General features: G+C 41.3%; 12 protein-coding genes and 1 tRNA gene. 2 read left to right on the top strand and 11 right to left on the bottom strand.

What is annotated here, in order from left to right:
• Window positions 1-64: 64 nt before the first annotated feature.
• The 3 genes from VK080_RS02770 to VK080_RS02760 all read right to left on the bottom strand — a co-directional run bounded on the left by VK080_RS02770 (window position 65) and on the right by VK080_RS02760 (window position 3299).
• A tRNA-Asn gene (locus VK080_RS02770) sits at window positions 65-139 on the bottom strand.
• Between the two features lie 573 nt (window positions 140-712).
• On the bottom strand, window positions 713-2338 hold the full coding sequence (locus VK080_RS02765) for a Na/Pi cotransporter family protein (RefSeq protein ID WP_324223273.1): 1626 nt from the start codon (window positions 2336-2338) through the stop codon (window positions 713-715).
• Between the two features lie 301 nt (window positions 2339-2639).
• Entirely contained in the window at window positions 2640-3299 is a 660-nt protein-coding gene (locus tag VK080_RS02760) for an NfeD family protein (protein WP_324223272.1), read from the bottom strand.
• 72 nt (window positions 3300-3371) lie between these two features.
• Between VK080_RS02760 and VK080_RS02755 the strand changes: the two genes are divergently transcribed.
• A complete protein-coding gene (locus VK080_RS02755; RefSeq protein ID WP_324223271.1) occupies window positions 3372-3701 on the top strand; it encodes a hypothetical protein in 330 nt (109 codons plus the stop codon).
• 27 nt (window positions 3702-3728) lie between these two features.
• Here VK080_RS02755 and VK080_RS02750 read toward each other — a convergent pair whose 3' ends face one another.
• Window positions 3729-4136: a hypothetical protein gene (locus VK080_RS02750; RefSeq protein WP_324223270.1), complete on the bottom strand. Its 408-nt coding sequence runs from the start codon at window positions 4134-4136 to the stop codon at window positions 3729-3731.
• 166 nt (window positions 4137-4302) lie between these two features.
• Between VK080_RS02750 and VK080_RS02745 the strand changes: the two genes are divergently transcribed.
• On the top strand, window positions 4303-4587 hold the full coding sequence (locus VK080_RS02745) for a DUF2624 domain-containing protein (protein WP_324223269.1): 285 nt from the start codon (window positions 4303-4305) through the stop codon (window positions 4585-4587).
• Between the two features lie 499 nt (window positions 4588-5086).
• On the opposite strand, the gene VK080_RS02740 is transcribed toward VK080_RS02745, so the two are convergent.
• From VK080_RS02740 to dnaG, 7 genes are all read right to left on the bottom strand, one after another.
• On the bottom strand, window positions 5087-5980 hold the full coding sequence (locus VK080_RS02740; protein ID WP_324223268.1) for a deoxyribonuclease IV: 894 nt from the start codon (window positions 5978-5980) through the stop codon (window positions 5087-5089).
• 15 nt (window positions 5981-5995) lie between these two features.
• Window positions 5996-7309 carry a DEAD/DEAH box helicase gene (locus VK080_RS02735; protein ID WP_324223274.1) on the bottom strand — a complete coding sequence of 438 codons (1314 nt, stop codon included), beginning with the start codon at window positions 7307-7309 and terminating at the stop codon, window positions 5996-5998.
• Window positions 7310-7384: 75 nt separating this feature from the next.
• Window positions 7385-8497, bottom strand: a complete 1113-nt coding sequence (locus VK080_RS02730; protein ID WP_324223267.1) for a Nif3-like dinuclear metal center hexameric protein — start codon at window positions 8495-8497, stop codon at window positions 7385-7387.
• Window positions 8481-9194 carry a class I SAM-dependent methyltransferase gene (locus tag VK080_RS02725; protein WP_324223266.1) on the bottom strand — a complete coding sequence of 238 codons (714 nt, stop codon included), beginning with the start codon at window positions 9192-9194 and terminating at the stop codon, window positions 8481-8483. Before VK080_RS02725 ends, VK080_RS02730 begins: the two co-directional genes overlap by 17 nt.
• Before the next feature lie 280 nt (window positions 9195-9474).
• Window positions 9475-9882, bottom strand: a complete 408-nt coding sequence (gene cccA / locus VK080_RS02720) for a cytochrome c550 (protein ID WP_324223265.1) — start codon at window positions 9880-9882, stop codon at window positions 9475-9477.
• Window positions 9883-10126: 244 nt separating this feature from the next.
• Window positions 10127-11248, bottom strand: coding sequence for an RNA polymerase sigma factor RpoD (rpoD, locus tag VK080_RS02715; protein WP_324223264.1), 1122 nt, complete (start codon window positions 11246-11248; stop codon window positions 10127-10129).
• 24 nt (window positions 11249-11272) lie between these two features.
• The gene (gene dnaG, locus VK080_RS02710) at window positions 11273-13090 is read right to left on the bottom strand and encodes a DNA primase (RefSeq protein WP_324223263.1); all 1818 of its coding nucleotides are present in this window, start codon (window positions 13088-13090) and stop codon (window positions 11273-11275) included.
• Window positions 13091-13369: the final 279 nt, after the last annotated feature.

The raw sequence follows: 13369 nt of genomic DNA, 5'->3' as shown, positions 1-13369 counted from the left end.
GATCGAACCCACGACCTCACGGGTATGAACCGTACGCTCTCGCCAGCTGAGCTACGCCGCCACGTGGCTCCACAGGCAGGATTCGAACCTGCGACCGATCGGTTAACAGCCGATTGCTCTACCACTGAGCTACTGTGGAATTATCTAATATATACGTCAATAAGCTATAATATAAAAAGCTGTGCCTATGATGTTGTAAGATTATTCAGTGATGCCTAACGTCCCGCAGTTTGCAGGTTGCTTGGCAGTCGTCGTGTTGCAGGTACTTTCGTTAAAGTTGTATTCCTCGCAAAATGACGTTTATAAATCAGCGACGAAATATAATTTACCACGTCCGACAGATTCTGTCAATAACTTATCCATTTGAAATTGATGTAAGTGGATATACAAGCGACAATAAATACTATAGCATGTTCATGAGTTGTTTTCAATAAGAAAATCGATAGAGCGTATTATAAAAAGAATAAAAATCTCTGATGAAACCGGCGAAATATTTAGGTCGCAAAACAAAGAGGCACTTTCACCTCTTATCCATATGTAACGGTCAGTTAGCCCCCGGATAACGGCGGCTAACTGACCCTAAATCCCCGTTCTGTTCGCGCTTATACGACACAAATCACAAAGCCGTAGCAACTTGACGCGCGAGCCCAGCCTTTGTTCCCTTGTTTCAGTGGGTAAAGGACGTCCCACTGAATAAATTTTCACTTTACCTTTATTCACCTAAAACAGCTTCAGCAATATTTACAGCATGGTCCCCTATTCGCTCAAGGTTGCTGATAATATCGACAAAAACAATGCCAGCTGATCCGGTACAAAGGCCTTCGTTCATTCGAATAATATGTTTTTTACGATAATTGCGTTCCATTCTGTCAATTTGATCCTCTTTTTGCACCACGGCCAATGCCTCTTCACGATCCATGCCATCAAGTGCTTTAACCGCCTGCTTTACGGTCAGAATGGTCAAATCAAACATATTATTCAAATCTTCCTGAGCCTGCTCTGTCATATGAACTTTATTGGATATTTTATAATCAATCAATTCAATAATATTTTCGAAGTGGTCACCTATCCGCTCGATATCACGAACAGTATCCATTAATACCGTATGTTTGGCACCTTCCAGTTCAGTCATCGATTCACCCGACATTTCAACCAGATAATCCGTAATGTTACGATCCAGATTATTCAGGGCACCTTCAATTTGCATCGACATTTCCGAATGCTTCTGATTTTGTGTTGTCAAATACATATTTGTTTCTTCAAGCCCTTTAGAAGCATATTCACCCATGCGAATAAGTTCCGCTTTTGCCTGATCCAATGCCAGTGTGGATGATTGCTGGATAAAAATCGGATCCAAATGTTTGGGCTTATATTCGATAACTGTATCATCACCCGGAATGATCTTAGTCACAATCCATGCGAGAGCCCCGATAAATGGAAATTGAATAATCAGATTTGCCAAATTAAAGCTTCCATGTGCAAAGGCAATCGTCATTTCCGGATTAAGCTCCAATGCAGACTGCAAATACATGACATACTGGGTGAATAATCCAAGTAACAAAATAGCGATTACCGCACCTGCAAGGTTAAAAATCACATGAACAAATGCTGCACGCTTGGCAGCTACCGTTGCTCCGATTGATGCCAAAACCGCTGTAATGGTTGTACCGATATTGTCGCCAAATAAAACAGGCAAGGCGGCATTCAGTTCAATCGCGCCTTCAGCAAACAGTCCCTGTAGAATGCCTATTGTAGCACTTGAACTCTGCACAATAAATGTAAATAAAGTACCAATCACAACACCTAATATAGAATGTTCACTCATGTTCACTGTAAGATCCTGAAATGCCTGGACTTCGCGCAATGGCGACATACCACTGCTCATCAATTCCAAACCAAAAAATAACGCACCGAAACCGAAAACGGCCTGTCCGATATTATTAACTTTTTGGTTTTTAAAGAAAAACAAAAGAAAACAGCCAACAGCTATGATCGGGAGCGCATATTGACCTAAATCAATCCCAATTATAAAAGCAGTTACAGTTGTACCGACATTCGCACCCATAATCACACCAATCGCCTGTCTGAGCGTCATGAAACCTGCATTCACCAAACCGACAGTCAATACGGTTGTTCCGGAGCTGCTTTGAATCAAAATCGTCACCACAATACCGGCCAGCACACCCAGAAATGGGTTGCTTGTGGTTTTATCAAGTATATCACGAAGTCTGTCGCCGGCGGATTTTTGCAGACCTTCTCCCATGTACTTGATCCCTAAAAGGAAAATACCCAAACCGCCGACAAATTCAAATATCAGTGTCTGCACATCGATATCCAAAAATAATTCCACCCTTCGAACCATGTTGAAATTTGTCACATTCCTTGTCCATTATTAATTTATAATGAAAGTTTTGTAAAGAATATCATCGAAAACTTAACATAAAATTTACATTCCAATAAAGCGAAACTTCATTCAGCTGGGCGCTTCCCTCAAATGAATGTTAGTTGAACAGAATCGGACATTTATGGACTGTGAGCCGTCGTCTTTGTCGGCTTAACGCTCGTCACGTACGAATAATATTCTGTACTTTACTGGGTACCCTTAACATTAACGTATTATTCCATAAAATACCCATGAATCATGACGATTCATGGGTATCATCTCCATCAGCCCCATATTGTTCAACCAAAATTTTTGTTCCGTCAACGTGAACCACTTTAATCGTACTGCCTTTCGGGATCCACTCTGCATTTGATACGGCGCTGTAATTTTTATTATTTACGCGTATTGTACCGACAGGGCGCAAATCGCTTAGCGTCATTCCCTCTTTCTCAAGTAATTTTTCATAATCCTGATTCATGGAATTATAACCCTTTTCTTTTGTCAACTGATCCTTCAGCGTTATTTTGGACCACATTTCCCTTCGTTTGAAGACTTTTAAAAAGAGCAGCGATGAAAATCCGCCAATAAGCACTCCGATGACGGCATACATACCGGCAAATAAATTTGGTGCGCCCAATGCAACCGCCAACAGCATACAGGCAAGACCGATTGTCGCAAGTGTCCCATCATTAACTACTTTTCCGTCAATCATAATAAGTAATATTCCAGCCAAATAAATAATAAGCATAATGATAAAGGAGCTTGTTTCAAGGTAAACTGTAAAATAAACCGTAATGAATCCCAGTCCAAGCAAACCAAAAATTCCACGCATATTTACCAGTAGTTCACCGATCAGGAATAATGTGGCAAAACCAGTCAAAATAAAACCGATCCAGTCCATTGAAAAAATAGCCATTATCATCTCCCCCATTCCCTACCATTTTATACGGATTTGCGTCGTTATGGTTTCATTAAAGGGGCAAAAAATATGAACTCTTTTAAAAAAATACTTGTATATGTTTTTGTGGTTCTGTTTTTGGTGAGCATCCATCGAGATTTAACGATTGGGACACCATTGGATTCCAAATCAGACGGACAGCATGACAATCCAATGGTTGAAGAGGAACAAGCGAATGCCGTAAAAATCAGCGTAAACAAGGGTGATACTGTACTGTCCATTGTAGAAGAACTAAATGAACAGAATGACAGAGAATTGGATATTCCACAAATCATGACCGATTTCAAAGCATTGAATCCTGGTGTGGAGCCATTACATATCGAATCAGGTGATGACTATTATTTTCCTTTATACAAATGAAAAGGGGCTGAATTTCAGCCCCTTTCGCTATACAAATGGGAGTACAAACAAGGTGATCAAGATGGAAATTGCACCTGCAATAATGGCTGTGTTGCCAAGTGTTTCTGCACCTCGATTTCTTGATACAAATCCCATTACAATCCCTGCGCCACCGAGAATAATCGGCATCATGAAATACGAGATAATGGATAACGCCAGGGCAATCCATCCAAATGCACTGTTAACCTCTGTACCATCTTCATCTGAATCAACTGGCTCATCGATATCATCAGCAGTCATTTCAGAGGCTAATTCCTCGTCCCGACGGCTTTGGATGTCGTCCACACGTGGCTGGTCGCCATCAAAATTGGTGGCAACCATATCGTCTGTATCCGGTTGTTCCTCAAGCTTCGGACCGTTTTCTGAACTGTTCAGCCGGCGATTGTTTTCATCCATCAGCAAGACCTCTCTTTCCTGAAATGAGGTGCATATATAGTTTATGGTTGATTCAGATTTATACAGCTGGTAGTTAATGGAATTATTATTTTTCGGTACGAGTTAACTTTTTCAGCCTTGTGCATATAATAGAACACAAAATCTTTTAGAAGGAGCATGCACGTCTATGTCATCGTTCATTAAACAAATGGCTATTAATAAACTGAAGCAACTTTCGCCGGATGAACTGCTTTATTATGCACATCAATATAATTTTTTCATCACGAAAAAACAGGCACAGGAAATGACAGCATATTTACGGCAAAACCGAATCGAACCGTTTGATGCCAGCGGTCGTGCCAAAATGTTTAAAGAGCTTGAGCGTATAACGGATAAAGCGACCGCCCAGAAAGCACAGCAATTATTACAGGAAATTACAAAATCGTACGGATTGGAGAACATGTTTAAATAAGCTCTTTTCCTTGTTTTTTGCGCTATCGGTGGATACATTTGTCCCGTGAGGCACCTCGTATGTATGTTACATCTTTAATGTGTTAAGAACAGTCTTTTATAACACAGCCTTAAAGTATCAAGAGGCTGGGACATAATTAAAACTGCCAACTTTAAAGACGAACAATGCACTACTTGAGCGGAGGAAATATTCGAAGACTCCTAAGGGATAAAAGGCAGAGGTGAGACCCCCCAGTGCGCCAGCAATCTTTTCTGCGAGGAGCGTATACCTCACAGAGATAGCTTGCAACGCGACGAGCACGAGGAGGCTCACCAGCCGCCCGCGGAAAGCGACGAGCTGAACATCCACCGAGTAAACTGCGAGTTGCGAGGAATGCTGCTTCTCCGACACCTCATGCAACACGACGAGCACCAAGTATATTTCCGAACGGGATATATGCACCAACTAAAGTTCGGATTTTTCTTTAATAAAAATGCTTTTGTCCCAGCCACTTGATTCGTTACTGATTCATTATTTTTTCTTTTAAATCTGTTTCAAATTCACCATTTTTAATCATGTCAATTTCAAATTTGTACGGTGGCTTTTTATTTTTCTTATCCTGGCCAACAAAAGGTGTTTCCAAAATTTTCGGTAATGCCTCGAGTTGAGGATGGGTGATGACATAGTGTAATGCATCAAACCCAATGTGGCCGAATCCAATATTTTCGTGACGGTCTTTGTGAGCACCTTGTTCATTTTTACTGTCGTTGACATGAACGACTTTCAAGCGATCAATGCCAATAATGTTGTCAAATTCATTCAGCACACCATCAAAATCGTTTACAACATTATATCCCCCATCATGGATATGACAGGTATCAAGACAAATTGACAATTTTTCATTATGGGTGACCCCATCAATAATTTTGGCCAGTTCATCAAACGTGCGTCCAATTTCCGACCCCTTACCAGCCATCGTTTCAAGTGCGATCTGAACTTCTTTATCTTTTTCCAGCACTTCGTTTAAGCCTTCAATAATTTTCTCAATGCCTTTGTCAGCACCGGCCCCAACGTGTGAACCAGGGTGCAGCACAATTTGCTTGGCACCAATGGCGTCCGTCCGGTCAATTTCGTTTCTTAAAAAGTCAACACCTAATTCAAAAATTTCGGGTTTAGTCGTGTTGCCAATATTGATAATGTACGGCGCGTGCACGACGACATCAACAATACCGTTCTCAGTCATATGCTCCCTGCCGGCTTCAATATTCAATTCTTCAATTGGCTTTCGCCTTGTATTCTGCGGTGCGCCAGTATAAATCATAAAGACGTTGGAACCGTATGAAGCAGCTTGTTCACTGGAACCTTTCAGCATTTTTTTCCCGCTCATTGACACATGTGAACCAATTTTTAACATATCCTCACCCCAGTATTATTTTCGTTTCTTTTTAGACTTTTGATTCATTTGTTTTTTGATTTTTTCCTGTTGCTCCTTCATTTTTTTCTTGTACCCCGGTTTTACTTTTTTGGCTTTCTTAACTCGTTTCCATGCTTCAGAATCAGCATTGTTCGTTGTCTTTCTGCGGCGATTGCGCTCATTCCATGATTTGGTTTCTTTCCATTCACCATGTTTTACATCCCAAAATGTAAATATCAGACCTTTTTGCTGTAATGTCTCAATCAAGCGGACATCATGCTCGTCATATAAACTGATGACCGTCCCTTCCATCCCGGCCCGTGCAGTCCTTCCCGAACGGTGTACGTAAAAGTCTTCTTCTTTCGGCAATTGGGCGTTAATGACATGGCTGACACCTTTAATATCTATTCCCCGTGAAGCAAGATCAGTCGCCACAATGTACTGATAACGCAGATTTTGAATCTCTTTCAGTGTTCTTTTTCTTTCCCTGGGAGACAAACCGCCATGAATAATCCCTACTTCAAGACCTTTTTGCTGCAATGAAGACGCTAATGTGTCAGCAGCTTCTTTTCCATTCGCAAAAATAATGGCTAAATAAGGTTGTATCGCTTTGGAAATTTCCACGATAACATCAGCGTCCTCACGGTGTTTGAGCGGGATTAAACGGTGCTCCAGCTTCTCAGGTGATAATTGGTCATCAATTTTAACGTGCAGCGGATTTTCAAGATACTTTCGGTAAAAATGTTCCAGCTGCTCCGGTATCGTTGCAGAAAAGGCAAGGATTTGAATATCGTTTTTTGACCGGACAAGTAATTGATCGACATCGTGAATAAAACCCAGCTCAAGCATGAGATCGGCCTCATCAATAACAAAGGCAGATGCGCCGTAAATTGAAATGGTCCCTTCCTTCACCAAGTCGAGGATGCGTCCAGGTGTACCGACAATGAAATGCGGCGGCGTCTTCAATTTCGCCATCATTTTTTGCCTGTCCGTCCCCCCGACAAGCAATTTGGCATTCAACGATCCACTCATACCGGCATAATCAATTATCTTTTTGACCTCATCATAAATCTGCATAGCCAGTTCACGCGTCGGGGCTGTGATCACAAATTGGATTTCATGATTATTCACGTCAATCTGGTTGAATAAAGGCAATAGGTATGCATGCGTCTTGCCTGAACCCGTTTGTGATTGTCCGATAACGCTTGTCCCTTTTAACACAGCCGGTATAACTTGACTTTGAATGGGTGTCGGTTCATAAAAATTTAATCGTTCAACAACCTTTTTGATAGCTGGTCGAAACGAAAATTCGTCAAAGTGTTTAGCCATCATGCCTGACTCCTTTTAAATGCTGCAAAATATTATTTTTTGTGAGGTGCAGCGGTATTATAAACTTATGCTGTATTAAATAAATTGAAATGGTTCAGTATTCGCGTTGGAAACAATAATTTCCAATTCCTCGTTTGCGAAATAATCGTCAAGATATGATTTGGTGTATCCTTTCATCACCTTTTCAACATAGTGACCGGGATCGATAACAGATAGCCCCATAGCTTGCGCATCCTGAGCAGTGTGAAAGGTCATATCCCCGGTAATATAGACATCCGCACCCATTTGTTTAGCTTGATGAATGTATTTTTCGCCACTGCCGCCCAATACAGCAACCTTTTTGACTTCTTTGGACAAATCGCCCGTAACCCGGACATTTGGAACACTGAAGGCCGTTTTTATTTTCTCACATAATGCTTTTAGACTCATCTTATCAGCTAACGTACCAATGCGGCCAATTCCATACGCTGTCCCGCTGTTCTCCACCGGATAAATATCATAAACTGCTTCTTCATAAGGGTGTGCAGCTGTCATGGCTTCCAGTACCGATGACAAACGTGATGCTGGCAAAATGGTCTCAATTTTAACCTCATCCACGAAGGCCACTTCCCCTTGTGAGCCTATATATGGATCTGTTCCTTCCAGCGGTTTAAACGTCCCCTGGCCCGGTGACTGAAATGTACAATGACTGTAATCCCCGATATGACCTGCTCCTTTTTCGCTCATGGCATCTCTCACTTGTTCAGCATGTGACCGGGGAACGAACACAGCCAGTTTGACCAATTTATCCGTATGGCTGATATCCAGGATGTTGCGATTTTCGATGTCCAGCTGATCACACAGCATATCGTTAACACCGCCATTTGCTGCATCCAAATTTGTATGAGCGGCATAGACCGAAATGTCATGCTGCAGCAGTTTTTGGATAATCCGTCCTTTGGCTGTATCCACATTCACTTGTTTCATGGATTTAAATAGTAATGGGTGATGAGCAATGATTAAATCAACATCATGTTCGATTGCTTCATCAACTGTCGCTTCCATAACATCCAATGTCACCATTACTTTTTTGACAGGCTTATGGAAAGATCCGATCTGCAGGCCAACATTATCCCAGTCATAAGCCAAATGTTTTGGAACCCACGTTTCCATTGCCTTGAAGATATCCGTATTACGAATTGTCATCATTTAAAACCTCCTCTATCCAAGCCACCTCTTTTGTAAAAGCTGCTATTTTAATTTCATCCGGTACATTGGCATTCTTAATCTGTTCTACTGTCCGTTTTCGTTTATTACGTTCATGCTGCCATTTCCGATAAAAAAGATCCGATTTTTGTTTCAGTAAATACGGGCCAAATAACAATTGCTTTTCATTCAGAGGCTTTGTTACATTTTTTCTATCAGCCACGATGATTTCATAAATATGCCCATTTTCCTCAACCATTGCCTCATCCACAATCGTATAACCATGGCTGTAAAACCAATGGCGCACACTGCATTCATCAATATTGGGCTGGGCAATAATCCGTTCAACACTGCTGAGACGGTCTTTTCCCTCATCAAGTATCGTTTTGATCAGGGACCCGCCCATACCTGCTATCACGATCAAATTAACTTCTCCATCCTGTAAAACCTCTAATCCATTCCCTAAGCGCACTTCTATCCTGTCTGACAAGTCAAAACGGGCAACAGTTTCCTGAGCACGTTGGAAAGGCCCCTCATTCACTTCACCAGCTATCGCATGTGCCGATTGATCATGCAGACACACATAACAGGGAAGGTATGCATGGTCCGAACCAATATCCGCGAACTTTAGGCCTTGTGGTATAAATAAAGCTATTTTTTCCAGGCGACTGGAAATTTTAAAATTGTTGTTTATCCTCATCCCCTTATGTAACCATACTCCTTTAAAGTGAAATCTGATTGGTCGGGTGCTTTATCCCCCGGAGGAACAAATACTAAGAATTAGGCACCATATTGTAACGTCTATATGTACCTGCAATGTTCAGGCCTGAACAGAATCGTACATTTACGGGCAGTTAGCCGTCGTATTTTGGCTGGTTACTGTTCGTTCTTGCAGCGTAGTAAAATAGTATAAAAGAGTAAGCCTGCTGTCTATCCAGTAAGCTTACTCTTTTAGCATTAACATTGATCATAATCCCTTATTACTGTTGCTCGGAAAGCCATTGTGCTACAGCTTCAGCATCATCACCCTGAACCAGTCCCCCTGGCATTTGTGGTGGAAATCCATCCGCAATAATTTGCTTAATTTCATCCTTGGAATACTTGCTTCCGATAGTATCCAGGGCAGGTCCTGCAGCGCCCGATAAGTCTTGTCCATGACAGCTTGCACAGTTACTTTGGTAAACTTCTTCCCCGTTGGCAGCCGTTTCACCTCCGCTGGAGTCGCCACCACCATCGGATTGGCCTTCCTGCTGTTCACTCTGCTCCTCGCCACTTTCTTCTTCCTGGATAGCTTCCTGTTGGTTTAAACCGACAAATGATATAACGATAACTAACAGTATTCCTATACCAGCTATTAAAGCGTAAGGTATGACCGGGTTTTTACTCAATTGCAGTTCCTCCTTATGTATATTCCTTTTCTGTGTTTGATTGCATACCTGAATTTATTTTACTTGAAAAATCATTTAGATTAAAGGAAAAAGATGTGACAAATTATAAAACAAGAAATAATAAAGCCTTTTTTTCATGATCAATCGTTATAAACAATCCGTCTTTTCAGAGTTATCATATCCTACTGAAAATATGTATAGCAGCCATTGCACACGGAAAATTGTGTTCAATGACTGGCATACGTTATTCCAAAAAATCTTTCAACCGTTTACTCCGGCTAGGGTGTCTTAGTTTACGCAATGCTTTTGCTTCAATCTGACGAATTCTTTCCCTGGTTACACCGAATACTTTGCCCACTTCCTCCAATGTTCTGGTCCTGCCGTCATCAAGACCAAAACGCAGGCGCAATACATTCTCTTCACGATCGGTAAGTGTATCCAGAACATCTTCCAATTGCTCTTTCAATAACTCGTACGATGCATGGTCAGATGGCGAGACAGCTTCCTGATCCTCGATAAAATCACCCAGATGTGAATCATCTTCTTCACCAATTGGGGTTTCAAGTGAAACAGGTTCCTGTGCTATTTTTAAAATTTCACGAACTTTATCAGGTGACAGCTCCATTTCTTTTCCGATTTCTTCAGGGGTCGGCTCTCTGCCAAGGTCCTGAAGCAATTGCCGCTGGACACGGATCAGCTTGTTTATTGTTTCAACCATATGAACCGGTATCCGGATGGTACGGGCCTGGTCGGCAATGGCTCGTGTAATGGCCTGACGAATCCACCATGTGGCATACGTGCTGAACTTAAAGCCTTTCCGGTAATCAAACTTTTCGACCGCTTTAATTAAGCCCATGTTTCCTTCCTGAATCAAATCAAGGAACAGCATTCCCCGGCCGACATAACGTTTAGCGATACTGACAACCAGGCGCAAGTTCGCTTCTGATAATCGTCTTTTAGCTTCCTCATCACCATTTTCGATTCGGGTTGCCAATTCAATTTCTTCAGCTGCTGATAATAAATCCACCCTGCCGATTTCCTTCAGATACATACGGACAGGATCATTTATTTTGATGCCAAGCGGGACACTGAGATCGTTAAGGTCAAACTCTTCCTCTTTAGCAATCTCCTGCATCTTAGGATCTTCCTCGGAATCCCCGATCACTTCCACACCTTGTTCTGTCAGGTACTCATAAAATTCATCCATCTGCTCTGAATCAATTGCAAAACCCGACAGACGGTCAGCAACTTCTTCATAAGCCAGGACACCGCGTTTCTTACCCATCTCAAGCAGTTGGTCTTTTGCCTGATCCAGTGTCTGTTCAGTGTTATTTTCTTTTGTTTGTGAAGGCTTATTTTCGGCCATGAGTCCCCCTCCTTCCAACTACAGTCAATTTATGTTTTTCCATTGTTTTTGGAGTTCAATGATTTGCATTGCGATTCCAGCTGCTTTTATCGGATCATTTTGCTGTTCAGCGAGTCTCTGTTCCTCTTTCAATGATTGGATGTCTTCCTTATTGCTGTTTTCAGCACGAATCATACGAATGTAATCATTGATTTCTTCATTTGATATATTTTCATGCACAGGCATCATTGCAATATCCGTTACCAGTTGCTTCAGCCGGTTATCCGACAACATTTCAACAAACTGACTGACATCAGCTTGCTGATGTTCTTCATAGAAAGCGTATAAATGCGTCGCAATCACCTTATGTTCATCAATATTAAAGGCCGCACCTATTTCCTCCTGCACTTTATCAGTAATGGACGCATCTTGCAACATATATGCAAGAAGCTGCCTTTCTGCATTATGAAAAGCCGGCAATAATTTTTTTGTATAATGATTGTGATCAGATGCCTTATTAGTATATCTGTTCCGATTTATCTTATCCTTAACAAGCCCCATCTTTTCACGGTTAGCCTGAATTTCCTGCAATAATGAATCCATTGATACATTATATGAATCACTTACCTCTTTTAAATAATATTCCCGTTCGACAGAGCTCTCAATCCTTGCAAGGTATTGCAATAATTTTTCAATATATTGAATGCGATCCCCTTCCAGACTAAGATTATAGTCCTTTTTCAGATACCTCATGTAAAAGCTTGTAAAGGTCATACTCGATTTGATAACCTGATTATGAAATGCTTCAGCACCATATTCGGTTATAAAATCATCAGGATCCATATTGTCACGCAAATTGGCTATCTTAACATGACAACCCGCCTTTTGCAACAATAAAGCAGCTTTATACGCTGCTTCAGTACCTGCTTCATCAGCGTCATAGCAAATGATAACTGTATCAACATACCTTCTGAGAAGCCTTGCTTGTGTTTCCGTCAAAGATGTCCCGAGGGTGGCAACAGCATTCTTTACGCCGGCCTGATAAGCAGATATGACATCCATATAGCCTTCGAATAAAACAGCCTCACTTTGTTTGCGGATATGTTTTTTAGCTAAATCAAAATTGTAAAGAATCTTCCCTTTTTGGAACAATTCACTTTCGGGACTGTTCAGGTATTTAGGCTCCTGACCCGAAATGGTCCGGCCTCCAAAGGCAATGATTTTTCCAAGGTGATTGCGAATCGGAAACATGACTCTTCCCCGGAACTTGTCTGTTATCGTATTGTCATCATTTAGTGACAACAGGCCAGCTTTGACAAGAATCTGCTGATGAAATCCTTTTTTTTGCAGAAATTCTGCCGTGAAATCCTTAACGTTTGGCGCAAAACCCAGCTGGAACACATCGATGGTTTCATCCGTTATACCACGGTCTCTAAAGTACTGATAGCCTTCTTTTCCGTCTTTTGTATAACGCAGAAGATGATGATAAAGTTTGGCAATCCACTCGGAAGCGGAAAGTATGCTTTGATTTTCCTGTGAAATAGATGATTTTTGCCGCTGATCGATTACCGGCAAATTAACACCACTTCTGTCCGCAAGAAATCTTAGCGCTTCATAAAATGTATACTGTTCCATTTCCATTATAAATGTCAATACATTTCCACCTTTTCCGCATCCGAAACAGTGAAAAATCTGTTTCTCCTGAGTCACGGAAAAAGATGGCGTCTTTTCGCCATGGAACGGACAAAGGCCAAAATAATTCCGACCTTGTTTTTTCAGTTGGACATACTCGCCGATGACATCAACGATATCATTCGACTTGCGTACTTCCTCGATGACATCTTCAGATACCTGTCCAGGCATATTTACCACCATGCCTTTACATTTCGATATTCATTGAGAAAATCCTTCATTATTCGACAAACTTTTTGTTTCAGTCGTAAAAAATTCCTTCCATTGTCGAAAAATCTCAATTACAAGCCCAAAACCTTGTTGTTTTAGGACCGCAAGATCATACGCTAGAAGGACTTTTCGCTCACTGTATTATTGTACCTCCTGAAGCACTTGTGTAAACATATTTAGCTCACGGTGCTTTTAATACTTGTATTCTACATAAAGAATCACTATTCCTTCTTAAATCGC

Origin of the sequence: Lentibacillus sp., from assembly GCF_035301925.1 — a bacterium.
GTDB lineage: Bacteria > Bacillota > Bacilli > Bacillales > Amphibacillaceae > Lentibacillus.
The sequence above is the reverse complement of the archived record's forward strand: the minus strand, read 5'-3'. Positions and strand labels throughout refer to the sequence as shown.

Coding starts and splice junctions, on each gene's coding strand:
- VK080_RS02740 (WP_324223268.1), bottom strand. CDS start 5,980: ATGTTAAAAATTGGTTCACATGTGTCAATGAGCGGGAAAAAAATGCTG.
- rpoD (WP_324223264.1), bottom strand. CDS start 11,248: ATGGCCGAAAATAAGCCTTCACAAACAAAAGAAAATAACACTGAACAG.
- VK080_RS02745 (WP_324223269.1), top strand. CDS start 4,303: ATGTCATCGTTCATTAAACAAATGGCTATTAATAAACTGAAGCAACTT.
- dnaG (WP_324223263.1), bottom strand. CDS start 13,090: ATGCCTGGACAGGTATCTGAAGATGTCATCGAGGAAGTACGCAAGTCG.
- VK080_RS02730 (WP_324223267.1), bottom strand. CDS start 8,497: ATGATGACAATTCGTAATACGGATATCTTCAAGGCAATGGAAACGTGG.
- VK080_RS02760 (WP_324223272.1), bottom strand. CDS start 3,299: ATGGCTATTTTTTCAATGGACTGGATCGGTTTTATTTTGACTGGTTTT.
- VK080_RS02755 (WP_324223271.1), top strand. CDS start 3,372: ATGAACTCTTTTAAAAAAATACTTGTATATGTTTTTGTGGTTCTGTTT.
- VK080_RS02750 (WP_324223270.1), bottom strand. CDS start 4,136: ATGGATGAAAACAATCGCCGGCTGAACAGTTCAGAAAACGGTCCGAAG.
- VK080_RS02735 (WP_324223274.1), bottom strand. CDS start 7,309: ATGGCTAAACACTTTGACGAATTTTCGTTTCGACCAGCTATCAAAAAG.
- VK080_RS02725 (WP_324223266.1), bottom strand. CDS start 9,194: ATGAGGATAAACAACAATTTTAAAATTTCCAGTCGCCTGGAAAAAATA.